The organism is Nitrospira sp. Nam74, from assembly GCF_965152615.1.
In genome coordinates this window covers 3,616,730-3,638,643 of the sequence record NZ_OZ224220.1, presented here as the reverse complement: position 1 = coordinate 3,638,643, position 21,914 = coordinate 3,616,730, and the positions used below count along the sequence as shown (strand labels likewise).

Annotated in this window: 24 protein-coding genes; 11 read left to right on the top strand and 13 right to left on the bottom strand. The window is 57.8% G+C overall.

The features are described from left to right. Nucleotides 1-13: 13 nt before the first annotated feature. The 3 genes from ACWHYZ_RS17090 to ACWHYZ_RS17080 are packed head-to-tail and all read left to right on the top strand — an operon-like array spanning nucleotide 14 to nucleotide 1,710. Nucleotides 14-244, top strand: coding sequence for a hypothetical protein (locus ACWHYZ_RS17090; RefSeq protein WP_447983882.1), 231 nt, complete (start codon nucleotides 14-16; stop codon nucleotides 242-244). Nucleotides 245-257: 13 nt separating this feature from the next. Continuing rightward, nucleotides 258-1,100 carry an SHOCT domain-containing protein gene (locus tag ACWHYZ_RS17085; protein WP_447983881.1) on the top strand — a complete coding sequence of 281 codons (843 nt, stop codon included), beginning with the start codon at nucleotides 258-260 and terminating at the stop codon, nucleotides 1,098-1,100. A 25-nt stretch (nucleotides 1,101-1,125) separates the two neighbouring features. Continuing rightward, entirely contained in the window at nucleotides 1,126-1,710 is a 585-nt protein-coding gene (locus tag ACWHYZ_RS17080) for a PepSY domain-containing protein (protein WP_447983880.1), read from the top strand. 246 nt (nucleotides 1,711-1,956) lie between these two features. Here ACWHYZ_RS17080 and ACWHYZ_RS17075 read toward each other — a convergent pair whose 3' ends face one another. After that, the gene (locus tag ACWHYZ_RS17075) at nucleotides 1,957-2,667 is read right to left on the bottom strand and encodes a hypothetical protein (protein ID WP_447983879.1); all 711 of its coding nucleotides are present in this window, start codon (nucleotides 2,665-2,667) and stop codon (nucleotides 1,957-1,959) included. A gap of 13 nt (nucleotides 2,668-2,680) precedes the next feature. Then, nucleotides 2,681-3,667 (bottom strand): hopanoid-associated sugar epimerase, encoded by a 987-nt coding sequence (hpnA, locus tag ACWHYZ_RS17070; protein ID WP_447983878.1) that lies wholly within the window; start codon nucleotides 3,665-3,667, stop codon nucleotides 2,681-2,683. Nucleotides 3,668-4,207: 540 nt separating this feature from the next. On the opposite strand from hpnA, the gene ACWHYZ_RS17065 reads away from it, so the two are divergent. Both ACWHYZ_RS17065 and ACWHYZ_RS17060 read left to right on the top strand, forming a co-directional pair. Further along, nucleotides 4,208-4,597, top strand: a complete 390-nt coding sequence (locus ACWHYZ_RS17065; protein ID WP_447983877.1) for a VOC family protein — start codon at nucleotides 4,208-4,210, stop codon at nucleotides 4,595-4,597. A 732-nt stretch (nucleotides 4,598-5,329) separates the two neighbouring features. After that, nucleotides 5,330-5,776 carry a DUF2513 domain-containing protein gene (locus ACWHYZ_RS17060; protein WP_447983876.1) on the top strand — a complete coding sequence of 149 codons (447 nt, stop codon included), beginning with the start codon at nucleotides 5,330-5,332 and terminating at the stop codon, nucleotides 5,774-5,776. A gap of 90 nt (nucleotides 5,777-5,866) precedes the next feature. Here the strand turns inward: ACWHYZ_RS17060 and ACWHYZ_RS17055 are convergent, their stop codons facing one another. The 4 genes from ACWHYZ_RS17055 to ACWHYZ_RS17040 all read right to left on the bottom strand — a co-directional run bounded on the left by ACWHYZ_RS17055 (nucleotide 5,867) and on the right by ACWHYZ_RS17040 (nucleotide 9,463). Next, nucleotides 5,867-7,090, bottom strand: coding sequence for a hypothetical protein (locus ACWHYZ_RS17055; protein ID WP_447983875.1), 1,224 nt, complete (start codon nucleotides 7,088-7,090; stop codon nucleotides 5,867-5,869). 215 nt (nucleotides 7,091-7,305) lie between these two features. Continuing rightward, on the bottom strand, nucleotides 7,306-7,923 hold the full coding sequence (locus tag ACWHYZ_RS17050; protein WP_447983874.1) for a DNA-3-methyladenine glycosylase I: 618 nt from the start codon (nucleotides 7,921-7,923) through the stop codon (nucleotides 7,306-7,308). A gap of 219 nt (nucleotides 7,924-8,142) precedes the next feature. After that, the gene (locus ACWHYZ_RS17045; RefSeq protein WP_447983873.1) at nucleotides 8,143-8,793 is read right to left on the bottom strand and encodes a c-type heme family protein; all 651 of its coding nucleotides are present in this window, start codon (nucleotides 8,791-8,793) and stop codon (nucleotides 8,143-8,145) included. Between the two features lie 376 nt (nucleotides 8,794-9,169). Next, nucleotides 9,170-9,463 (bottom strand): GYD domain-containing protein, encoded by a 294-nt coding sequence (locus ACWHYZ_RS17040; RefSeq protein WP_447983872.1) that lies wholly within the window; start codon nucleotides 9,461-9,463, stop codon nucleotides 9,170-9,172. 578 nt (nucleotides 9,464-10,041) lie between these two features. Here ACWHYZ_RS17040 and ACWHYZ_RS17035 point away from each other — a divergent pair. Further along, nucleotides 10,042-10,791, top strand: coding sequence for a Tll0287-like domain-containing protein (locus ACWHYZ_RS17035; protein ID WP_447983871.1), 750 nt, complete (start codon nucleotides 10,042-10,044; stop codon nucleotides 10,789-10,791). 636 nt (nucleotides 10,792-11,427) lie between these two features. Here the strand turns inward: ACWHYZ_RS17035 and ACWHYZ_RS17030 are convergent. Then, nucleotides 11,428-11,919 carry a hypothetical protein gene (locus tag ACWHYZ_RS17030; protein ID WP_447983870.1) on the bottom strand — a complete coding sequence of 164 codons (492 nt, stop codon included), beginning with the start codon at nucleotides 11,917-11,919 and terminating at the stop codon, nucleotides 11,428-11,430. Nucleotides 11,920-12,097: 178 nt separating this feature from the next. Between ACWHYZ_RS17030 and ACWHYZ_RS17025 the strand changes: the two genes are divergently transcribed. Together ACWHYZ_RS17025 and ACWHYZ_RS17020 are read left to right on the top strand one after the other, a co-directional pair. Beyond that, nucleotides 12,098-13,258 carry a RuBisCO large subunit C-terminal-like domain-containing protein gene (locus tag ACWHYZ_RS17025; protein WP_447983869.1) on the top strand — a complete coding sequence of 387 codons (1,161 nt, stop codon included), beginning with the start codon at nucleotides 12,098-12,100 and terminating at the stop codon, nucleotides 13,256-13,258. Between the two features lie 134 nt (nucleotides 13,259-13,392). Next, a complete protein-coding gene (locus ACWHYZ_RS17020; protein WP_447983868.1) occupies nucleotides 13,393-14,148 on the top strand; it encodes an MBL fold metallo-hydrolase in 756 nt (251 codons plus the stop codon). Nucleotides 14,149-14,841: 693 nt separating this feature from the next. Here ACWHYZ_RS17020 and ACWHYZ_RS17015 read toward each other — a convergent pair. The 5 genes from ACWHYZ_RS17015 to ACWHYZ_RS16995 all read right to left on the bottom strand — a co-directional run bounded on the left by ACWHYZ_RS17015 (nucleotide 14,842) and on the right by ACWHYZ_RS16995 (nucleotide 18,706). Beyond that, nucleotides 14,842-16,488, bottom strand: coding sequence for a hypothetical protein (locus tag ACWHYZ_RS17015; protein ID WP_447983867.1), 1,647 nt, complete (start codon nucleotides 16,486-16,488; stop codon nucleotides 14,842-14,844). Nucleotides 16,489-16,578: 90 nt separating this feature from the next. Further along, nucleotides 16,579-16,887 carry a carboxymuconolactone decarboxylase family protein gene (locus tag ACWHYZ_RS17010; RefSeq protein ID WP_447983866.1) on the bottom strand — a complete coding sequence of 103 codons (309 nt, stop codon included), beginning with the start codon at nucleotides 16,885-16,887 and terminating at the stop codon, nucleotides 16,579-16,581. Nucleotides 16,888-16,923: 36 nt separating this feature from the next. Next, entirely contained in the window at nucleotides 16,924-17,286 is a 363-nt protein-coding gene (locus ACWHYZ_RS17005; RefSeq protein ID WP_447983865.1) for a cupin domain-containing protein, read from the bottom strand. A gap of 41 nt (nucleotides 17,287-17,327) precedes the next feature. Next, entirely contained in the window at nucleotides 17,328-17,861 is a 534-nt protein-coding gene (locus ACWHYZ_RS17000) for a DUF4395 family protein (RefSeq protein ID WP_447983864.1), read from the bottom strand. 23 nt (nucleotides 17,862-17,884) lie between these two features. Then, nucleotides 17,885-18,706: a class I SAM-dependent methyltransferase gene (locus ACWHYZ_RS16995; RefSeq protein WP_447983863.1), complete on the bottom strand. Its 822-nt coding sequence runs from the start codon at nucleotides 18,704-18,706 to the stop codon at nucleotides 17,885-17,887. 204 nt (nucleotides 18,707-18,910) lie between these two features. On the opposite strand from ACWHYZ_RS16995, the gene ACWHYZ_RS16990 reads away from it, so the two are divergent. Beyond that, on the top strand, nucleotides 18,911-19,900 hold the full coding sequence (locus ACWHYZ_RS16990; protein WP_447983862.1) for an AraC family transcriptional regulator: 990 nt from the start codon (nucleotides 18,911-18,913) through the stop codon (nucleotides 19,898-19,900). Between the two features lie 110 nt (nucleotides 19,901-20,010). Here ACWHYZ_RS16990 and ACWHYZ_RS16985 read toward each other — a convergent pair whose 3' ends face one another. Continuing rightward, a complete protein-coding gene (locus ACWHYZ_RS16985) occupies nucleotides 20,011-20,688 on the bottom strand; it encodes a TIGR04283 family arsenosugar biosynthesis glycosyltransferase (RefSeq protein WP_447983861.1) in 678 nt (225 codons plus the stop codon). 90 nt (nucleotides 20,689-20,778) lie between these two features. Between ACWHYZ_RS16985 and ACWHYZ_RS16980 the strand changes: the two genes are divergently transcribed. Both ACWHYZ_RS16980 and ACWHYZ_RS16975 read left to right on the top strand, forming a co-directional pair. Next, nucleotides 20,779-21,195 (top strand): cupredoxin domain-containing protein, encoded by a 417-nt coding sequence (locus ACWHYZ_RS16980; RefSeq protein ID WP_447983860.1) that lies wholly within the window; start codon nucleotides 20,779-20,781, stop codon nucleotides 21,193-21,195. Nucleotides 21,196-21,278: 83 nt separating this feature from the next. Further along, nucleotides 21,279-21,854 carry an SRPBCC family protein gene (locus ACWHYZ_RS16975; RefSeq protein ID WP_447983859.1) on the top strand — a complete coding sequence of 192 codons (576 nt, stop codon included), beginning with the start codon at nucleotides 21,279-21,281 and terminating at the stop codon, nucleotides 21,852-21,854. Nucleotides 21,855-21,914 lie beyond the last annotated feature (60 nt).

The following is a 21,914-nucleotide window of genomic DNA, read 5'->3' as shown; positions in this document are numbered from 1 at the left end:
CACAGGGGTCCTGATGATTGCGCTGTACGCGCTCGCGTTCCTCGGATTCGTGGCGACAGTGCCCGGCGCTCTGTTCTTTTGGGCTGTGGACTCGACCCAGATGATGACACGGGAGGGCGTCTGCAGACCCGCAGACCGGTCGTTTTCCGATTATGTCATCAAAGGGCACTGGACCGCAGCGCCGTGGCGGCCTGTCTGCACTGAGGAGCCGGGGGAGCCCGAGAAACAGCCGGAACAGCCGTAAGGAATGTAAAAAGATGGTTCGAGAGGCCGTGGTCATCGGCTTCGCTATGCTGGTCATCGGGCTCGGCGCTGCCGCCTGCAAGCAATCGGCAACTCGGCTGGGGTGTGAGACCTGCCAGAGTACGAGCCATGTCGTCCGTCTTCAGCGCATCCCGGCCGAGAGCCGAACTGAGCGGAAGTCGTTTGACCATCCATTCGACCTGCCTGCCGCGGACTGGGCCCGCATTCTCCAAGCGATCGCGGTGCAGCGAGAGCAGTCCGTGTTGATTGTGTGGACCGTCAAAGGGGCGTCTGAACCGGCGTTTCGGCAAGAACAGATCACGTATTTAAGCAGGGCGCTCAGTCAGACGCTGGCGGAAGCTCGACCAGATGAACAGGCCGTGTTTGCTCTGAGCGAGCCGCGATCAGCGGAATTGGAAGACATCACCACAGGGGCATGGTTCCATGCGGATGGACTCCTGTGGCTCGTCCTGCCCAACTTTCGGGTGGTCGTCAGCATGCCGACGATTCGCGACGCGCTCTGGCGGGAGCCGCTCATAGTCCGCCCAGGTGCGGCGTTCGACTTTGTGGCAGGTAAGTATGAATCCGTTTTTCCAGAGAGCCGAGGATTGCCGAATTTGGTGCGGGCAGTGAGCCCCACGCTGAGGATCGCTTATCGGGGGTTGTTGGGAGCAGTGCGATCTGAATCGGCCGTCGGCCCTCCGGGCACCGGGCCGCGGCCCAGCGCTCCAGAACGCATGGACGATGAGGCGTCGATTGACGATCGACTACGGCGATTGAAACGCTTGCACGATGAGCACGTCCTGAGCGACGAAGAATATCTCGACAAGAAACGCGAGCTTTTAAAACGATTCTAACGTCGACGCCTGACAAGGTATCCAGATGAAACCCATGAACTCCCTGGTCCTCTTCTGTGGCGTCATCTTTCTGGCGGCCGCTCCCGGTTCGATCGAGATCGAGCAAGCGGCGGCAGCCACAGACAAGGCTGGCTCTCCACCTCATGGTGCACATGCCGGGGCTGAGGAGCACCATCATCACGCTGCGCCGGAGCTTAAAACCAACATCGACGCGGCGATCAACGCCGCCCTCGCTACAGTCCCAGGATACGTTCGTGAATTAGATGTCGTCGAAAAACACGGCAAGATGGTATGGCTTGTCGAAGTGGTGAGAGAGGACGGCCGTCATGTTCTCGTCGATGTCGATTGCAGCGACGGCACGGTCCTTGGGAAGCAGGACAAGACGGCGATTGAGAACATCGCGGGTAACGCGACAAACGGCCAACTGGTGTACGAACGCCATTGCTCAGTCTGTCATGGGGCGGCCGGGGATGGGCAAGGCAACATGGGACCCCACCTCATTCCTCGTGCGGCGAACTTCTTGAGCCACGATACCCGTGATAAGTCGGGATGCCGAGCTGTATATGGTGATCAGGGACGGACGTCCAGGCACAGGGATGCGGCCTTTTAGAGAGTGGCTCAATAAACAGGAAATGCGAGACGTGCTGGCATATGTTCGGGCGCTAAGCCGCGATGATATGGTCGTGCGATAGGGGAGGGAGCCGGGGGACGATCGCCAGGTCGCCCGGCAAAAGGCCCCGCGAGTTTCTTCATGCTAAGCAGCGTGCTTTTTCCTTTACTGCTATGGCGCACCTTGAAAAGGTGAGACTGCATCAAGCCCTCATGAAATCCAGACGGGTCCGCATGAGACCCTCACTTACCGCCCCATACCAGAGGACTCTGTGAACAGGAGCAATTGCATACCCAGCCCCAGTAAGAGTAACGGATATAGGTACGCGACCCATCCGACGATGAGACGATGATCGACGAGGACCTTGCATACAAGCGCCAGAAGGGCCAAGAATCCCATCAGCACATGGCTTGTCGTTACCCCGGAGAGATGCGCATGGGACGCAGTGCCCGAATCGTGCAGAAGCAGGATGCCGCCGGTAAGCATGGCTATACCGTAGAAGAGGAACAACCATGCGGTATGGGTTGCTTTCTTCAGCCGGCGCAACAGGTCAATCACGCCCAGCGTCAGCACGGCGACGGCCAGAGTTTTATGCTGCAGTACCTGCGGATTAGCCAGGCTCTCGGCCAACCCTGATGGTCCGATCGGCCAAGCGAACTTGTCACTCCAAATCAGGTTATAGCTCCCGGTGAGAATGAGGCAGGACGGCCAGCCGAGCCTGACCATGCCGGCCGCTTCACTCTGCAGCACTTCTACCCAGGTCAGGACTGCCAAGATCAGGACAATAAATCCTCCAACATGGTGATTGAACTCCAACCAAGCGTTTGCTTCAGAGATTTCCTGCTGGGTTTCATGCCCCAGTGCCAAGCCGGCAAACACGAAAATAGTAATGAAGAGGGGAATCAGGCCTGCGGCATGGGAAAACCCGTGAAGCCTGCCCCACGGACTTCGACGCACGGATCTGACTTCCTTAGGCATAGCCATGCGCCCGGAACCATGTCACGGCTTTCTTGAGCGCCGTCTCGATGGGGGTCTGCGGTAGCCCGAGTTCGCGAATCGCCTTGCTGCTGTCGTAGTGCATACGGTACTTGGCCATCCGCACTCCATCGAGTGGGATACGGGGAGGCCGGTGCGTCAGGTACGCCGCAAGCCAGTGATCGAGATAGGCCAGTCCTAGGATCATCCGCTGAGGCAGTTTCAGGCGGGGCGCCTTGATTCCGGTTAGTCCGCCCAAGATCTCAAAGATCTCCAGCAGTGACATGTTCCGGTTCGCGAGGATGTAACGCTCCCCCACGCGTCCTTTGTCCATGGCGAGGAGATGTCCCATCGCCACATCATCCACGTCAATTAAGTTCAGGCCGGTCTCCACGTATCCCCACATCCGTCCCTTCATATAATCCACGACCATCTGGCCGGTAGGGGTCGGTTTGATGTCTCCTTCGCCGACGGGCGCGCTGGGATTCACGATCACGACCGGCAAGCCGGCTTGCGCAAGGTTCATCACCTTCTGCTCGGCCAGGTACTTCGAGCGCTTGTAGTGCCCGATCATCTGATCGAGCCAAACCGGCGTCTGCTCTGTACCAAGACCGCCGCCGTGCGGGATCCCGACGGCACTGACTGAGCTGGTGTAGACCATTCGTTCGATGCCAAGCTCCTGAGCGGTCGTGAGAGCGTTCAACGAGCCGGCAACATTCACGTCGTAGAAGATGGAAGGGTCGTTGGCCCAAAGCGCATAGTGCGCCGCCACGTGGTAGAGCTGCCGACATCCCGCGAGTGCCCGGCGGAGTGAGTCCTGGTCATGCAGGTGGCCGTGGAACAACTCGACTTTGTGGTCATCGAGGTTGCGCAGGTCGCTGTTCGGCCGCACCAGCGCACGCACCTCGACGCCGGCTGCCGCGAGGGCGCGCACGACGGCCGCACCGATAAACCCGGTCGCGCCAGTCACCAGCACTTTCACAACTCTTTACACCTGTTAAAGCCCGGTCTCGCCTATGGTCTATTTCGCTAGGCTACCCGAGTCGCTGTCCTAAGCGTGCCCTGAAAAATAAGAGCCTGACAAGCTGTCATGGTTTCCTAAGGTTTCCTCTCGATGTCTGTTTTATAAAGACTGGACATCAGCCATCTGGGCGTTTTCAGAAGAGAATATCCCAAGAGAATTGCGATCGCGGGTCAAGTCAATAGGGGTGGCAGCGCGGTACAGCCAATGGAAGTGGGTGATGAAGGGGCGGGGTTTCCGTTTGGCGGAGGTTGGGGAGCCGGATCAGCGCATTGAGCATAGGCACTAGCCACCATTATATAACTCGGCTAAAACATTTCCTACGGAATGAATAACAGCAAGATACGAAAAAGATTAAAGCACAAAGGTGCCAGGAACCATTTCCCGAAGCGTGGCGGTCCGCCTCCTCATACTCTTCCTTTCGCTGAAACTGTAATAGACCAGCCTAACCTGAAAAAGTAGAATGGCCGAGCTTCCTCATCATGCGGCGAAGCAGGACTTATGCGGAGACGATACGATCACATTGATCTGAGGGTGCGAAGCCTGGCCGAGGCGCGGCCCTTCTACGAGACGCTCCTCCCGGCGCTGGGGTTCACACGCGACGTCGGGATCGAGCACTGGCTGCAGTTCGAAGCAGCCGGAGCGGACAGTGCAAGCGAGTTTTTTGGCGTCACCGAGTCGTCGCGGCATACAGCCAATGAATGCCGGATCGCCTTCTGGGCAGACAGTCCCAGCGAGGTCGACCGGCTGGCTGAGATCATCGTCCGGGCAGGAGCTCGGAATGTCGAAGGCCCTGGGTTCCACGAAGGGCCTGGCTACTATGCGGTCTTTTTCGAGGATCCTAGTGGCAATCGGTTGGAAATCTGCCATCGAACCGAAGGAGCCAGATGAATCGCACTGATTGCTGATTGGTCCGGGTCCGTGGAAACCGCGTTAAGAGTCACTGATCTGTCGCTCGAACTCCACCGGGCTGAGATACGACAAGCTTGGATGCTATACAATCACCACCCCATGCGTCCACTTGCCTGCTTCATAGCTACGCGCTTGGACGGCTACATCACCGGCCTGGCGGGCGAGATCGACTGGCTCTTCACGGATGAGGACTACGGCTCGTTTGGTGCTCGATGAATTGATTGTGTCCGTCCATCCCACCGTGCTCGGAGACGGCGTGCCGCTCTTTCCTCGCGGCCTGCCAAGAACAACAGTTTCAGCTCATCAAATCCGAACCATTCGTCTTTGGCGTCGTGCAATTGACCTATCGCCGGACTCGCTACACAGACACACTCGTCGCAATCCTGGTGTCGAATGGGACCGCCACACCAGAGACGCTAGCCTCACCAGACTTTGTCTTTTGACGGCAAGAGCTACTGAAGATTGATCATGGAGAAAGGCAATAGATGGAAAAAGCGCCAGTCATCATTTCGCGGCGCGTGCCGGTCAGCCCTTTCGTTTCGCTCATCTCCACAGACACAAATCCTTCGTCCGCCTCCAGGGGCATGGAATACGTCTACAATTCTGCAGTAGACTGGTCTCGCAGATTACTGAAATTAGCTTGAAGGTGCTCTCATATCCTCTGTAGCGTGCTATGGGATCGGATGCGCCTGAAACAAGGAGTAGCGCCACATGAACCGCGATATGGATTTGGTCCGCTCGCTCTTGCTTGAGCTTGAGAGCTATTCGTTTCTCCCGGATCAGACCACCCTGGAAGAGATCGACGTCAAACCCCTCGCCGAAAAACTCGGGGTGTCAGATGATCAGATACATCATCATCTCCGCTTGATGTATCAAGCAGGGTTCATTGAAGCGTGGGTGTTCAGGGGGAAGTTAGGCGTGTCGCAAAGCACAAAGCGGCAGGTGGATCACGACTACATCTTCTTCGTGACGCCCAAAAGCATCACGTGGAAGGGATACGAGTATCTTGAGACCGTCAGGGACCCTGAGCTCTGGAAGAAGACCAAGGAGGGCGCAAAGAAGATTGGCAGCTTTGGTTTCGACACGATCATGGACCTTGCGAAAGGATTGATTAAGGAAAAGATCAAGCATCATACAGGTGTGGAAATCGAGATGTAAAAGTCCTCCGGACGGGTCACTCGGCGGCTGGCACAACTGCACATAATTCACGGTTCTCTGGGCTTCCTCAAACGTCACAAACAATATACGTTATCGTCCGTCCTCGAACGTTTGCGGAGGATGCACGCGCTGTTGCTGCTCCGGGGTGAGGAGCTGTCGCGCTTTCAGATACCCCAGGGCTTTCAGCTGGGTGATCCTGCTCCGCACCTGTTCCAGGCCTTGAACGGCGGTTGCGAGCTTATCTTCCGGCACCGGCGTTTCGCCATTCTGATAGCGAAGCAGGTTCAGGAGCTGGAGTTCGGCCCCCTTCAGCTTCGCCTGCTCGATCAATACGGCTTTTCTCGTCTCGTTCTTCGCAGCCACGAGGCCGGCAACCTGCTCCGGGGTGAGTCCGAGCCGTCCGGTTTGATCCAGGAAATAATCGAAGGCTGGGGCTGCATGGCCAGGACGTTCTCCATGAGCAGCGCTCGCATGGCCGGCCCGCTCCACGCCGGCGGCATGGCGCTGACGATTCTGTTTCAGCTCGGTCAGTTTCTTTCGCTGCTCCTCCGTCAACTGCGCATCGATCTGGTCCGAGACCGAAAAGATTTTGTTGAAGAGCACCCCTTCCGTCTCACCGGTCTTCTGCATCTTCGCGCGGATCACCTCGGGGTTCACGTCCGGCCGCATGACCAGCTCATCGGCCTCCACGCGGCTGAGGTCGATCTCTGTGCCGAGCCGAAGCACCTCGCGGCGCGCGCCTTCCAGTAGCGACTGCATGGCTTGCGCCTGGGCCTCGCTCAAGCGCAGCTCATCGCGGTAGCCGTTGTAGACCCGTCCAATAGCCTCCAAGGACATCAGGCCGATTCTCGTATTGAACCCTTGCGAGAGGCGAAATTCTAGGGCCGGATGCGATGCCTCACGGACCTTGGCCTGCTGGTCGGGGGTGAGTAACCCGCGCAAGCCGGCGAGCGTGTCGATGAAAAGATTGAGCTCATCGGTTTCGATTCCTCCGGTCAGCGTATTGGCGATGCGGTATTCGTTGTCCTGCAGAAGACCGTGCCGGCGCTTTTCCTCCAGCTCCTGGAACATCCCGACCAGCACCGCCTCCTTCATCCACATGTCGGTCTTCATGCCCTGAACGAGACGCGCCATGGTCTCCTTCTGCTCCGGCGTCAGCCCCAGACTGTGGCCGAGGTGCACATAGTATCCCGCGGTCTGCTCGATGGCGCGGATCATCCGTGGACCCGGCGTGAATTCCATGTCGGACGACTGGGCCGCCGCATGGCTCCATATGACAGCGATCATCAAGACTGCCAACGTCAGTATCTTCATCGGTAAACTCCTTGATGACTTTCGGCGGTTTTCGAACTCTGTTCAGGCCGGTCTTGCGCACGTCCGGAGGTTCGCGAAAAGCTCACCATACGATGCCGGGCACCGTCAAGGCCGATCTCGCAGCACCCGAGGGAGCAGGCGGGTCGATTCACGCGTTCGTACAGCGCGCACGTCTGCGTCGGCAAGCAGCACGAGGAATGTCGAGCCTTCATACGTTACGAGTCCTTGAGCTCATCCTCCTCCGAATACCCATCGATGATCTCCTGCCGTCTGGCACACGCGATCGCATGGTCGTTCACCATGCCCGTCGCCTGCATATGTGCATAGCACACAGTCGATCCCACGAATGTGAAGCCTCTTTGGCGCAGATCTTTACTCATCGCGTCGGATTCCCGGCTCGTCGCCGGATAATCTTTCAAGCTTTTGAAGGCATGCACAATCGGCCGGCCGTCGACAAATTTCCATATGTAGGCGTCAAAGCTTCCGAACTGCTCCTGAATCTCCAGGAACCTCCGCGCGTTGTTAATCGCGGCAAGAATTTTGGATTTGTTTCGGATAATGCCTGAATTTCCCAGCAGCTCTTGCACCTTTCGTTCGCCATAGCGAGCCACCGTTTCCGGATCGAAGTGGTCAAAAGCGCGGCGGTAGTTTTCCCGTTTGCGCAAGACGGTGTACCAGCTGAGCCCGGCTTGAGCACCTTCCAGAATCAGAAATTCAAATAAGCGTCGGTCGTCATGGACTGGCACACCCCATTCGTTATCGTGATAGTCGATGTAGTCGGACTTGGTAAGATCAACCCAAGCGCAGCGGCGGGTACCGGACTTCTGTTGCATATCGGCTCCGAAAGACGAACTCTCTTCTAGAGCGGTATCCTCGCACAAGTCGAAGCCTACAGCATCACCGTTCTACAACGCCACATTCCTATGATAGGCCGGCGCGGTCGATGCCGTGACGTGGTCGCCGATCGTCGGCGGATGTTGGCCTCAGCTTCCTGTGGCTGTTTGATGTGGTATTGTCGAGTAGATGTCACTCAGCGTTGACGCGTGACTTCTTTAGCGCACCCAGGGTGGAGGAACATTGGAGTTTGGGGTAAGCCGCTCCAACGGTCCAGCGGGCCGTTTCGGCGGGCCTGTATTGTCGAGGGTCATTCCTTCCGGTGTGGAATCGCGCTTGAGCCGCACGACGATTCCACCCACGACATCCCATCGCCGAAGATTATGACGGGTCGCCCGGGGGTGGTGATTATGACAATCGACGCATGATTGCACAATCGCGAGATCCGACGAGATAGCCTTAAACTCCGCTCCATCGATGAAGGTGAGCACCGACAGGTCCCGATTACTCTCGAGCTTGAGGAGCGCGTCTGTCTCTGCTTGCGATTTTGGACGGTTGGCGCTGTTCAGCGGAGTGAGCCCAATCAGGCCGAGCTCAAACCCGGTCACTTGCTCCGCCGCACCTTTTACGAATTGCGCCGGAAGCGGTACGAGATGGGACGCCCTCACCCAATCTTCATTCGGTTGAATGCCGCCCGACCGCACATGCTCGACGACTTGCAGCACATAGGCCGTGCGGAAAGCTTTGGCCAATTCCAGGAGGTATCGCGCGGTTTGATCGAACGATGGCTCGGCGGCTCGTACTGTGGCTCCTGCCCCAATGATTATCACCATGAACAGTAATGACCGAAGATGTGGATGCGCCCTCATTCCCTTCCCCTCTTTCTACACCCACTCAGCGATTCTGCCCCGCAACCCTTCATTTCCCCCGTGTGCCGGATGGGGACGCTTCGCGGATCATCTGGATAATGGGCAATAAGTATGACATAGAGCCCGACACCGAGCCAAGAACATAGGGCTGGATGCCGCTCAATCGGGGATGTTTCACCTATGGGACCTATTCTCCCAGATTGTGCACAACGCGAGCGTATGGTGCCGATTCTGGAGAGAGAGAAGCACTGAGTGCAGGAAACCCCTTTACCGGCGTGTTTCGCCTAGATCCTGGTCGGAGTGGCCCGATATATCGTGTTGCCCTTGCCTATCTGCCATTCCTTCCCCGCCCTACCGACGAGAACCGCCGTAACGATCAAGACACGCCTCCGATGATTCTCCGGTACTCGTCTTCCGCATAGGCACGAACGGTTGAGGTCCGGACGTTGCCGGCAGAGCCCACCTTCAGCACAAAGTTGGCGAGCGCCTCGTCTGTTGGGACGTCGACGATGAGCAAGGCATCTGAGGCGCCCTGTGTCATGTAGAACCCTTTCACCTCACCACCCAGGTCTTTGAGCGTCTTTTTGGCGGCATCCAACCGCTTGGGTGAATCCTTGATGTTCCGAATACCTTGGTCGGTCCAGTTAATCTGAATCAGATAGGTCGCCATGATGGCCTCCTTTTATTAGGTACTCGTCGACGGTTCTTACGGCGGACAGGCGTTGGAAGGGCGGCATATTTTGGCTCCCTGTGTAATGGGAAGACTGATATCCGAATCAAAGAGGAGCCGACATCAGTGAAGTGTTCCTAGAAGATGTCAGGAGATCACCTAACCAGCTACCCTATATAAGTAAGCTCAGGGCATGTCTCTAAAACGATTTGTGAACTGAAATAAACAAATCGAGACCGCCCTCTGCAAGGCATATCAATAAACCATCTGCACTGGTGTCTGAGTTATTGGTGAAAGGTTCTCTCGAAAGAAATCAGTTTTGCCTGCCTTTTATGGGTATGGATGCCAGTTTTCATCCGCCACTTCATACCGGGAAAGTGTATCCGAAGCACCAGGAAGTCTCGAGCTTTAGGGTCGATCGAGCCTATCGCATCATCTTCAAATTTATCACCTCTTCAGACACCAAGAAACGCTGTGACACTCTCAATTGAAATTACCTGTAGTATTGACAACGACTTGACTCCACTTCAGCTTTCCCGTAGGTGTGAGCCAAAACCGCGTTCACACATGAGGGCCTTATGAATCGCAGCAGCCTGGCTGTGGTGCTCATGTTGGTATCTCTCTTAGAATTGGAAGCCGGCTTGGCCGCACAGCCCACCACGGAAGAACTTGTGGAAACGGGCCGTCTCCTCGCCCTCCTGTTGGATGCCGGTCGAGTCACCATCGCAAATAAGCAGCCATTGATCAATGATCGGAAGAAAGGCGACAAGGGCTATAGCCCTGCCGTATTCGAACAAGAATTGTCTGAGAATTTTCAACAACGGACGGGCTTGAATCTATTCGCACTGCAACAGAGCAACGTGCCGGAGGTGGCCAAACAGTTGCTTCCGACATTGGTCCAGGCCAGCAAGAAGACCGTGGGTGATGTGCGGCACATCATTAATCTGGAAGGTATCGGATTCAAGGGCTTCATTCCGGCCGTCTTCGGCACTACCACGGCCTCCAGCTTCCGCAGCTACACCGAGGTCTACTTGCGCCAGACCATGAATCCTCCCCGTAACCCGCAAAATGCCCCAGATGAGTTCGAGCGACGGATATTAGCTCGTTTTGCTGATCCCACCTATCCCCGACAAAGTGATGGCATCCTCAGTGAAGTAGTAGATGGGGGCAAGGCAGTCCGGGTGATGCTGCCCTTGTACTATCAGAAGGCCTGCCTAGCCTGTCATGGTGAGCCGAAGGGCGAGCGGGACCTCTCCGGCTACCCGAAAGAAGGTGCAAAGGAGGGCGACCTGGGCGGAGCGATTAGCGTAAAGCTGAACGTTCCGTGAGCAGCGAGGAATGGAGCGCAGGATCGCATTTGGCTACATGGCAGTAGAGGTGGTGCACACCTGAATCCCTCATCCGCGAAGCCATCGAGTTTCATCTTGAAGGGCTCAAGACGGCCTGCCCGTCCCGCCAGCCAGTAGCCAGGTCGAATATATTGACGTCCCTGCCTAAGTCTTGTGCGCAAGGCACTTATTTTTTCGTTTTAGGCTATACAAAACTAGGCGTAGTCAGCTGTTCGAGCGTTTTTTCAGAACCCCTTGATGTTCCGAATACCTTGGTCGGTCCAGTTAATCTGAATCAGTAGGTCGCCATGAAGACCTCTTATAAGCTCTATAAGCTACTTTTCGGCGGTTTGCTTATGGCGGAGATGCGGTGGAAGAGTGGCATATTTTGTCTCTCCGTGTGATGGGAAGAACGATATCCTAACCAAGGAGAGTCCGACGGACATCAGTGAAGTGCTCGTAAAATATGTGAGGAGATCACCCCACTAACTATTCAACATAAGCCGGGGCCATGTGCCTAAAGAGGGATCATGAGAAGAGACGTCCGACCCTTTTATGCTGTCCCGGTGACGTGAAGTATGAGGGGCTCGTTTTTGGTGCCACGCTTCGGTGTTAGCTGGAGCCGCCGGTGGGTGGCTATGACTGCTGTGCAACTATCGAACAAACGCAACGCTCCGCGTATATGCTCACTAGGTGTGACTGCTCAAGCTCCCTGAGATCCTCAAGATCAGGTGCGTCAGCCATGAACTCAAGTAATCGTTCTTTGGGCGTTTGGCGATAAGAATTGTGGAAGAAATCATAAAGGTCAAGCGGGTCTTCTGCTCTAGTTGATCGCTGCCCAACCTCGCCGAAGAATGTATCAGGATGCTTCCGCCATGCTGCCATTTCTGCCTCAGAGAGGGGCCATGTGTATGTCCCTGCTTTTCCGCTAGCGAAGGATAGCGCGCAGTATGCTCTTTGCTCGTTATCGTTAACCATCGCGGTCGTTAATAGCCCTGGCGACTCATTCCCGTCCGGGTCTGTTACGAGATACCGCTGCCCTATAAGCAACCGAGCCTCGCCATTTCCAAAGGCGAACTCAGGAATCTCTCCATCGAACGTAGATGGAATTTCCGCATGGTCCTTCATCGACTGAATCAAGTCATGCATTTCGATGTGACGATCCCGAGATTTAATTGCAGCGCGTAGAGAAGGAAACGTTGAATCGACTTTGAAATCTAGTTCCGTCTCCTGAGTGGCGTATCAAGCTGGCATTTCTTCGCGCCACCACGTACGCTTGGCGGCTACATAGGATCAAACCGCTTCCATGATCTCCAAATCAGTAGCCGGGTCGGACAACTCTTCGGCGGAAAACCGAGTCACTGCGGTTTACCAAGTGACCGGCTCGGAGGCGGAGGCGCGCGCTAGGGCGTATCTCATCTGTGTGGATCAGACTGTCGAGGCCAGTAAGGAGGTACTGACGCCGCGTCTTCGCGAACAGATTGTGGGGCGGCTCGAGGAAGTCGGCCCTGGGTCTCCTGGTCGCTATGACGTCAGGATCACGTATTCCGGCAACCTGATCGGCGACGATTGCACGGGCCTGTTGAATGTCTTGTTCGGCACGAGTAGTTTGCGCCCGGGTGTTCGTTTGCTGTCGTGGGAGCTGCCGGTCTCTTTGTTATCGGGCTGGCGCGGCCCTCGATTCGGGGTGGAGGGAATCCGAGAGGCGTGCGGGGTGCACAATCGGGCGCTGGTCTGCGCCGTGCTGAAGCCGCTCGGGCTGTCGCCGCGGGAACTTTCCGATCTGGCGTTCAAATTCGCCCTTGGCGGTGCGGACTTGATCAAAGACGACCAAGGCCTCATGGACCATTCCTTCTGTCCGTTCGAGGAACGCGTCGCACGTTGCGCCGAGGCCGTGGCCAAGGGAGCCGCACAGAGAGGTCGTCCCTGTCTGTACTTGCCGCATGTGAGTGGTCCCATGGATCACATACGCCGGCGTGCCCGTTGGGCTAAACAGGCAGGCGCGGGAGGCCTGCTCATCGCTCCGGGCTTGACCGGGTTCGATGCGCTTCGGGCCTTGGCCGACGACGACACCGTGGCATTGCCGATCGCCAGCCATCCGTCTTTCCTCGGCAGCTACGGCGTGCATCCGGACAACGGCGTCGCTCCCGCTGCCCTGTATGGTCAATTGCCTCGGCTCGCCGGGGCCGACGTTTCGATTTATCCCAGCTACGGGACAGGCTTCGCGATGACCAAGGACGACTGCTCGGCGGTCGCCGCGGCGTGTCGCTCGTCCTGGCACCACATTCGGCCGATGTTTCCGACGGCGGCCGGCCGGATCGGATTCGAGCAAGTGGCTGAGCTGGGACCGCTCTATGGACGGGATGTCGTGTTTATTTTGGGGAGCCGCATTCAACAGGATCCTCGTGGTCTCATCGCGGCGACCCAGCGGTTTGTTAGGGAAGTGGAACGGTGCACAGGCGGGTGATTGCATGAATTGATCCTGCTACAACGCCCTCCTGCTCCAACGATAGACCGAGTAGACAGTAAAACGTAAAATAGCGGCGTTTCTTTCGTGCGTCCATTGGACGAACGAATACAGCACGCTTGGGGGCGCAGGTCATGGCTATCGAAGGCACGTATACCGTGATCATCCTGCTGGACGTGAACCATATGCAGGATATCGACGACAGGGCGGAAAGCCGCACTTACATCGTGGCCGACCGGAATTCGGGCAAGGCGGTCATCATCGATGCCGTCCTTGAAAACGTCGAACGCGACCTTACAACAATCAAAGAGCTGGGTCTGACGCTTGCCTTTGCCGTCGAAACGCACATCCATGCGGACCACATCACGGGCGCATCGATGATCAAGGATCGGACGGGTGCGCAAATAGTCTATGGTGGCGGCGCACAAGGTGTTGTCACGGGTGCCGACATATTTCTGCATGATGGCCAGGAGCTGCACTTCGGCGCCACAACGATGACCGCGTTGGCCACCCCTGGCCACACTGATGGCTGTACCAGCTATGTTCTGCCCGGTGCGGTCTTCACCGGCGATACGATGTTCATACGCGGCAATGGCCGTACGGATTTTCAGGGCGGGTCTGCGGAGAAGCTGTTCGATTCCGTCCGCAATAAACTGTTCGCACTGCCGGATGCCACCATCGTCTACCCCGGTCACGATTACAACGGCCGGGTATCATCCACCATCGGCGAGGAGAAGCAATTCAACGAACGTCTGAACCTGTCGATCGACAAGGACACATTCATCGAGATGATGCATAGCAGGAACATGCCGCCGCCAGCGAAAATGGATATCGCGCTGCCCGCGAACATGAGAGCCGGCCGCACGTTGCCCGCGGCTTGGAATGGGTAGCCGAATCGATACCGAACCCCCGTGCCGCCCCTGGCCAAGCCTGCGCCTTCCGGTCTTCATCCACCTCACACAACAATAAACCAAGCTGACCCATCGCAAAAGGGATGCCTTGGTTCTACGTGCAGTCGAGAACTTTCACGTTCACTTCAGCGCGTGTGTATCATGGGTGATCCCCCCGCGCGCAATGCCGAGGCGACTAATACGGTCTCGGCGATCTGCCTCAGACGTACCGAGCCATCGACCGTTGTTGGCGTGGATTTCGATGCAGTACGGACAGTGGGTCGTGAACGCGACCTCCACGCGATCGCCTGATTGGCCGGTCCATAGTAGAGGCGGAAGAACTCCACGACCTGCGAGGGAGGAAAGGCATAACTGAACGTTGAGTGGCGTCTGTTGGGTTTGAGATCCGAGAGCCCTTGCCCAGCCGTTCACGGACCGTTGCTTCATCGCTCCACAAGACCGGCGACGGCATCCCGGATGGCGCAATGAATGTCGAGGGGCCTCAGGGGTCAGGTCTTGTCTTTGATAACTCCTTCACCCGACAGTTCTCCGGGGTTGAATTCGGTTTGGCTGCCTGATGACGAGCTCAAGACCTGACCCAAACTTAGAGCGGCTTAGATGGTTGCCATCAATGATCTTCTTGGAGTACCTCCCCGGGGGCTTAGGGAGTGAACCAGAAGGTCACTCAATTCGCTAGAACCTCGATGCCGTCAGCGTCACGTCCGTGCTCGCCCACGCTCGGCGGAAGCGCGCTTCCGCTGCGGCCGCTTCGGAGTTCTTCCCCTGCGCCCGGAGCGCCTGCGCGAGCCCGAACAGGGACCAGCCGTTCTCGGGGAAGCGCCGGAGGTCCTCGCGATACACCTTTTCGGCCTCGGCATTTTGTCCCGCCTTCACCAGTGCGGCGCCGAGCGAGTGCCGAATTGGGTAGTACCACTTGGGCGGTTCGAAGTAGAGTCCCGCGTCCTCGATCTTGGCCGCCTCCCGGAAGTAGTTCGTGCCCGCGTCAAGGTCGCCGCGGCGGGTGGCAATCTCGCCGGACAGCGCCTGCACGGCGATCGAGAGCGCCGTCTTGCCATCGGCCCCTTCGGGCGTCGTGGCGTTGATCGCCGTCACCGTGTCGAGCGCGGCTTGCGCCTCCGCCCACTGTCCCTTCGCGGCGTGAGCCACGCCGCGGGCGTAGTGCGCCATGGCATACGAGAAGCGGATGTCTTCAGGCGGAAGCGGTTTGGCGAGCACGTCGTCCCATTTTCCGAACGTCGTGAGCGTGAGCGCGTGGTACGGCAGCATCTCCTGCAGCATCCCGACCTGGCGCGCCGCGTCCACGTTCACCTTGGAGGTGAGTGTATTCGATGCCTCAATCGCCTGCGCACTGCGGCCCGCCATCGTGGAGGCGAAGGCGAGAAAGTGGATGTTGTGCGGGTAGTACGCGAGCGGATAGACGCCGATCGGGTGCTGCCCTTCGATGAACACCTCGTCGGTGTGGATGGCGTGTTGGTTGGCCTGGACGGCGTCGTTCCACCGTCCGACGCGGATGTAGATGTGTGCGGGCATGTGGACCATGTGTCCTTCGCCCGGCATGAGCTGAGCGAGCCGCTCGGCGCATGGCACCGCCGCCTGCGGGTTCACCGCTTCGACGGCGTGGATGTAGTAATGGCACGCGCCGGGGTGGTTCGGATTGCGCGAGATGACTCTCTGAAGCTGGCCTACGATTTCATTGGTGCCGGGGTAGGGAGTCCCGTCGGGTTGCCAGTAGTTCCACGGTCGGAGGTCCATCAGCGATTCGGCATACAGCGTCGCGGCGTCGGGGTCGTCGGGATAGCTATTGGCCACCCGCTCCATCGCGCGCGAGTACAGCGTATCCAACCGAGTACGATCGGTTGGCGGGACCGCCTCGTAACGCTGCGCGACCGCCTCGATGTACGCGCGCTCAGGCGCCGTGGCCTGGGACTTGAGCGCTAGCGCTTTCTGCGCCGCCGCGTACGCGGCGATTCCGCTCGCCGAGTCCATTGGAGCGTTGACGTGCGGGCCGTAGGCGAGTGCGATCCCCCAATAGCACATGGCGCAGGTGGAATCGAGTTCTGCGGCGTGCGTGAAGGACCGGATCGCTTCCGCGTGATTGAATCCGTAGAGGAGTCGCAGGCCCTGGTCGAAGTACTGCTGTGTGGCCGGGACTCGAGTGGAGATGGGTTTGTGGTGGTCCCCGAGGTTCGTGTAGAGGGGGACCGTGTCAGAAAGGCTCGTCGACGGTGCAGGCGCCACTGTCGATTCTGTGCCCCAGCTAGGAGCGGTACAGATGAGCAGAGCAGCCGCCGCGAACTCGATGATGTGGGAGAACTTCATGGCGTACCTCCTTCTTCTCTTGGACGCGGAATGCAATTGGTCGATCTTGCTGCAGGCTTGAACAGTCCGCCTCACTGAGTCGGAGTGCGTTTAGGTTCCGTTCACCGCGTGCGTGCCGTGGGTGATCGCCCCGCCAGCGCGCAACGCCGCCGCGACGAGAACGGCTTCGGCGATCTCCCGATCCGAAACGCCTAGCCCTCGCGCGTTGTTCGCGTGGACCTCGATGCAATACGGGCACTGTGTGGTGAACGCGACCCCCAGCGCGATCAGTTCCTTATACTTTCCCGGGATCGCTCCGTCAGCCACGGCGGCCTTGTCGAACGCCACGAACGCCTTCATCGCCTCGGGCGCATGGGTCTCCAGAGTCTTCATCTTGCTCAGAGTTTTTATGTCGTACATGGCGACCTCCTTGTATTGTGAACACCTCAAGCGTGCTCATTTGTCCCGTCGTACGAGTTCCGGAGAAAAGGCCGGCATACACACCGCCACATACTCGGCGCCATCCGGCCCCACGGTGCTGTAGCGCACCCATTCACCCTTGGGAGCCAAAATCGCCTGCCCCGCTCTTACATCGATAATTCCCGCGCGAGTTTCCGCACGAAGCGATCCGCGCAAGACCACAGTATATTCATTGAAGTCGGGAGTCTGCCCCGGCTCACTCCAGTCCGGCGGACTCTTCATGTGTGCAATGCTCAACGCCGCCGTGGCGGAGTTGAGACGCCCCACGTACTCGGCAATCTCCTTGTGTTTGTTTCCCGCTGCCGTGACGATGGTCGGTTGCTGAATGAGATGTGCCATGCCGTTCCTCCTGTGGCGTGTTCTACAAAGGTCTTGCGGTTCTAGCCAACGATCATGATTTCCGGTCTTCGTTCTCTCAGAGGGCTGTGTCCCACGGCGCACGACGACGGTTTCCCGAAGACCATCCTATAAATGAAGGAAGGCACGCAGAACCCAATGCTGACGTTCGCGAAGGCTGCTGCAACAAGGGACCAACCGAGGATGTGTCCGATCACAGACTGTCCGGACTGAAAACTCCAAGCGGCTCCCGAGATCATGACCGTCGCCATCAGGCAGGCAAAACGCCGAGGCAATGGATACTTCGGCAAGCGCGGGCCATCTACGAAGTGGCGGAACCCGAAGTTGTACAGGACATCAAAGGGGTGGCCGGTAAGGAGAGCCCCCACCGCGGCAAACGGGACCAACGACCACAGAATCGTCGCTGAGGTCAGGGCTGTTCCAACAGCACCCCAGAGCATGCAGATCGCGGGAGACATCCGCAGCCAATAGTTGACCTGCGCCAATGTCTGATCGTCGAGATCAACAAACCCCTGCGCTTCAATGCGCGCCTTTCCGATCGTGGAAATCTGTTTCATATGGGCCTCCTATTCAAGGAGCTTCACGCCCGAACGCCGATCACTTCCAGATATTCAGCGAAGACCGTGGTGCACCCTGCTCCGGCTCGATTCTGAGCAGCCCAGAGTGCTTCGAGTTCTTGGCGAAGACGCCCACGGCCGCCGCCATCAAGGGATTCAAACGCCTGATGGGTCGGTCCATAGTACAGGCGGAAGAACTCCACGACTTCCGAGGGAGGAAAAGGATAACTGAACGTATAGTGGCGCCTGACCAGATTAAGACTCGACAGTCCATTGCCGAGCCGTTCACGCACTGTAGTTTCATCACCCCACAAGACCGGCGAAGGCATCCCGGACGGTGCAATGAATGTCGACACGGTCTTGAACATCTGTCCGATGAAACCCTGTGGCGTCCAGTTAGCCATGGCAATGGTGCCCCCCGGTTCGCACACCCTCAGCAACTCCTTCGCCACGAGTTCAGGCCGCGGCGCGAACATCGCGCCGATCAAGCTCGTCACCACGTCGAAGCTCGCATCCTCGAACGGAAGCGCTTCTGCATCGGCTTCCTGGAAGCGGGCCCGTAGACGCTCCGCTTGCGCGCGCGCCTGTGCGCGCTCCACCAAGTTGGAGGCGATGTCTACGCCGGTCACTTCCAAGCCATCCTTCGCGGCCATCAACGCCAGCTGGCCCGAGCCGCAGCCGACATCCAGCAATCGGCATCCAGGAGCGACATTGAGACGCTCGTAGAACTCGCGCGCACCGCTTTCCATGTAGCGCGAGAATCGATCGTAGTCGCCGGCCATCCAAATCTGTTTGAGACGAGTCTTCACACTGCCTACGTCAGGTGATAGTGCGCTGGTCGACATGGTGTACTCCTTTCTATTGGTTACCGGATCGATGCGCGATCCGCCATCGACACTGCATTCCATGTCGCACTATAGGACGATCATGTGACGTTGTCTTATCCAGGAGTCTGGTTCTCTTGACCGGGGCGTGCTAGGCTGTGCTTCATTTGCCCGGGCGTCCGGTAGACTTTGCCGACGCTCCGCCACCGCGGTTCCGGTGCCCGTATGGATGTGTTGTCCGAAGTCTTGAAGGCCGTCAAGCTGGACGGGGCGCTGTTTTACAACGCCGAGTATTCAGCGCCCTGGTGTTTTCAGGCACCCGCTTCCAGCATCGTAGCTCCTTATCTTTTTCCAGAACCCAGGCACGTGATCATCTATCACTTGCTGACTGAGGGCTGTGGCTATGCCCATGTCGAGGGAGACGGCCGGCCTCTTCGGCTCAGCGCAGGGGACATCGTTATCTTTCCCCATGGCGATTCACACATCATGGGAAACGGCTCGCCCGTTACGCCGGTGGACAACGCCGAAGAGCTGCAACGAATTTTATCTTCAGGGCTGAAGGTCTCCCGCCAGGGGGGCGGCGGGGAGATCAGTAAATTCATTTGCGGCTACATGGCGTGTGAGCCGTACTTGAGCCGGATCTTTCTTGGCGGCCTGCCACCCATTCTCAAAGTCAATATCCGCAACGACGCCTCAGGCCAATGGCTCGAAAACTCCATCCGGTATTCGGTCGGTGATGCGGATGCGCTCGGGCCCGGTGGTGAGGCCGTGCTCGCCAAGTTGTCCGAAGTCTTGTTCATCGAAACGTTGCGGCGCTACATCGCGCTCCTCCCCGTGGAACAAACCGGCTGGCTGGCCGGCATCCGCGATCTGGAAGTCGGGAAAGCCTTGGCCCTGCTGCATCGACAGCCGGCTCATCCGTGGACAATTGCCTCGCTGGCAAATGAGGTCGGCATTTCGCGTTCCGTTCTGGCCGAGCGGTTCCGGCGCTATCTTTCGGAGACCCCGATGGCCTACCTCACACGCTGGCGGCTTCAACTCGGCGCCCAGATGTTGAAAACCACGAGCCGCAGCGTTGCAGAGATCGCTGCGGAAGTCGGGTATGAGTCGGAGCCGTCCTTCAATCGCGCGTTCAAGCGTGCGTTCGGCCTCCCGCCGGCGCGATTCCGCAGTCAATCGAAGGCAGCACGAAGTACAGCCGTCCGTCCCGCATGACGAACCGATGCTGCGATGCGAAATGATGAGCGAGGCGGAGTGGAGAATGAGGGTCAGGTCTGGGAGGGCACTTGCGGGTTCAAGGTGCCGAGAATCATGGCTCCGTCCCGTTAACGGATGTCGCGAAAAAAAGTACGGGCGACCATTGGAAGGCGGAGTTCGACCGCCAGCAGAATCAGGGAGGCGCGGGCGACGCTTCGCCAAATTCCCATCTGCACAAACTTGCGAGAGTCCGTGACAACCGGTGGGGTGAGGAGTAACGGTGTGGCGACCCTGACGAGTTTCCTGGAGAACAGGACATCCTCTAAGAAGGGCCGATCGGGAAAACCCCCGAGCCGCTCAAATAGGGCACGGCGGACAAACATCGCTTGATCCCCATAGATCACTTTCGACCACCGACATCTGACATTATTCAAAGACGACAGCATGCGCAGGCGCCAGTCGTGTCCCGAGAACCGATGGAAGAATCCTCCGGCTTGAATCGAAACATCAGATTCGAAGGCGTTGAGCCGAGCCAGCGCACCGGTTGGGAGTTGCGTGTCGGCGTGGAGGAACAGGAACCACTCGCCAGCCGCATCCTTGGCTCCCATATTCATCTGCGAGGCCCGTCCCTTCGGCGCGTGGAGGAGCCGAATGCGTCGCTCATTGTTAGCGATGTCGCACGTGCGGTCTGTACTTCCTCCATCTACCACGACCACGTCATAGTCGCCAGGCTGGGCCAGCACATGGGCAAGCGTCCCAGGTAACGCCTTCTCCTCATTGAGGGTGGGAATAATCACCGAGATCATAGCAAGTCAAAAAGCACCGTGAAGATTGAGGGATGTCCGACTGTTGCGGTCGGGCCACTCCAAGAGTACAGTGATAGAGACAAGATGGTCATGCAACGACTGAGAATCCTGACGCTGACATCGGCCCTGCTGTTGTCGATCACGCTGATGAGCGAGGGCCATGGGCATGCGGACGCGAGCGTCATCCAACCGGATGACCAAGGCGTTCAACGTGCAACGATTGTGATGGACAGCTACTCTTATAGTCCCAATGAACTCAGTGTACAAGCAGGCAAGCCAGTCGAACTGGTTCTCCACAACGATGCCACGTTCATCCCCCACACATTTGTCATTGCCGATCCCGCTTCAGGGCTCCACGTTCATGTCGAGGTGAGCGCCGGGGAAAGCAAGACGGTGCGGTTCACCCCCACGACGCAAGGCACGGTGCCATTCTATTGCGATAAAAAATTATTGTTTTTGAAGAGCCATCGTGAACGAGGTCAGGAGGGTCGCCTCGAGGTCCGGTAAATCTTGTTGGGAGAGCCGATCCTGCTTGCCACATACGGTCATCCATGAACGCGAAGGCCATGGGTCCACCGCCACGACGTCCGATGATGTCTGGCCTACGGCAGCGATTACTTCGCTTGCTCGTCTACGTCCTCTTCGTGAACGTGTTGACGGCCGGATCTGTCCTTTCAGCGACGGATGATAGACATCCTGTGGACATCGTGTTTGATGCGCAGGACGTAGCCCATGTCCACGCGATCCTCGTTCTATCGGCCAGACCTGAAATTGTGTTTGCCGTGTTGACGGATTATGCCGGCTGGCCGAGTCTCTTTGGCAATGGTCTGACTATGGCCGCGATTCGCGAGGAGCCCGACGGGGTGGTGACGGAGATGTACCTGCCTCGGGTGCTACTGCCGGGAACCTTGCATGTCATCATTCGCACGCGGATTGATCCGCCGTACCATATTGAGGCGGAACTGCTCAGTGGAGACTTAAACCATTTCTGGCGACTGTGGCGGCTGATGCCGTTTGCAGAGGGACGTAAGACCAGGGCGGAACTTCAGATGGCTGTTCAACCGAAAACATGGGCGCCGCAGTGGGTCATCCGCTATGGTATCGAGCAGGAGCTGACAGATCACTTTGAACGACTCCGCGCCGCCGTCCAACGCCGAGAAGGCTAGGCTATGTTCAGTTTTGTCGAGCACACACTGCGAAGCCCTTTCGATGCTCTTTCGCGGTGA

Coding starts and splice junctions, on each gene's coding strand:
- ACWHYZ_RS17050 (WP_447983874.1), bottom strand. CDS start 7,923: ATGCAACAGAAGTCCGGTACCCGCCGCTGCGCTTGGGTTGATCTTACC.
- ACWHYZ_RS17010 (WP_447983866.1), bottom strand. CDS start 16,887: ATGTACGACATAAAAACTCTGAGCAAGATGAAGACTCTGGAGACCCAT.
- ACWHYZ_RS17090 (WP_447983882.1), top strand. CDS start 14: ATGATTGCGCTGTACGCGCTCGCGTTCCTCGGATTCGTGGCGACAGTG.
- ACWHYZ_RS17080 (WP_447983880.1), top strand. CDS start 1,126: ATGAAACCCATGAACTCCCTGGTCCTCTTCTGTGGCGTCATCTTTCTG.
- ACWHYZ_RS17025 (WP_447983869.1), top strand. CDS start 12,098: ATGATCTCCAAATCAGTAGCCGGGTCGGACAACTCTTCGGCGGAAAAC.
- ACWHYZ_RS17020 (WP_447983868.1), top strand. CDS start 13,393: ATGGCTATCGAAGGCACGTATACCGTGATCATCCTGCTGGACGTGAAC.
- ACWHYZ_RS17035 (WP_447983871.1), top strand. CDS start 10,042: ATGAATCGCAGCAGCCTGGCTGTGGTGCTCATGTTGGTATCTCTCTTA.
- ACWHYZ_RS17005 (WP_447983865.1), bottom strand. CDS start 17,286: ATGGCACATCTCATTCAGCAACCGACCATCGTCACGGCAGCGGGAAAC.
- ACWHYZ_RS16985 (WP_447983861.1), bottom strand. CDS start 20,688: ATGATCTCGGTGATTATTCCCACCCTCAATGAGGAGAAGGCGTTACCT.
- ACWHYZ_RS16990 (WP_447983862.1), top strand. CDS start 18,911: ATGGATGTGTTGTCCGAAGTCTTGAAGGCCGTCAAGCTGGACGGGGCG.
- ACWHYZ_RS17065 (WP_447983877.1), top strand. CDS start 4,208: ATGCGGAGACGATACGATCACATTGATCTGAGGGTGCGAAGCCTGGCC.
- ACWHYZ_RS17000 (WP_447983864.1), bottom strand. CDS start 17,861: ATGAAACAGATTTCCACGATCGGAAAGGCGCGCATTGAAGCGCAGGGG.
- ACWHYZ_RS17040 (WP_447983872.1), bottom strand. CDS start 9,463: ATGGCGACCTATCTGATTCAGATTAACTGGACCGACCAAGGTATTCGG.
- ACWHYZ_RS17055 (WP_447983875.1), bottom strand. CDS start 7,090: ATGAAGATACTGACGTTGGCAGTCTTGATGATCGCTGTCATATGGAGC.
- ACWHYZ_RS17030 (WP_447983870.1), bottom strand. CDS start 11,919: ATGAAGGACCATGCGGAAATTCCATCTACGTTCGATGGAGAGATTCCT.
- ACWHYZ_RS16995 (WP_447983863.1), bottom strand. CDS start 18,706: ATGTCGACCAGCGCACTATCACCTGACGTAGGCAGTGTGAAGACTCGT.
- ACWHYZ_RS17060 (WP_447983876.1), top strand. CDS start 5,330: ATGAACCGCGATATGGATTTGGTCCGCTCGCTCTTGCTTGAGCTTGAG.
- ACWHYZ_RS16975 (WP_447983859.1), top strand. CDS start 21,279: ATGATGTCTGGCCTACGGCAGCGATTACTTCGCTTGCTCGTCTACGTC.
- ACWHYZ_RS17045 (WP_447983873.1), bottom strand. CDS start 8,793: ATGAGGGCGCATCCACATCTTCGGTCATTACTGTTCATGGTGATAATC.
- ACWHYZ_RS17085 (WP_447983881.1), top strand. CDS start 258: ATGGTTCGAGAGGCCGTGGTCATCGGCTTCGCTATGCTGGTCATCGGG.
- ACWHYZ_RS16980 (WP_447983860.1), top strand. CDS start 20,779: ATGCAACGACTGAGAATCCTGACGCTGACATCGGCCCTGCTGTTGTCG.
- ACWHYZ_RS17015 (WP_447983867.1), bottom strand. CDS start 16,488: ATGAAGTTCTCCCACATCATCGAGTTCGCGGCGGCTGCTCTGCTCATC.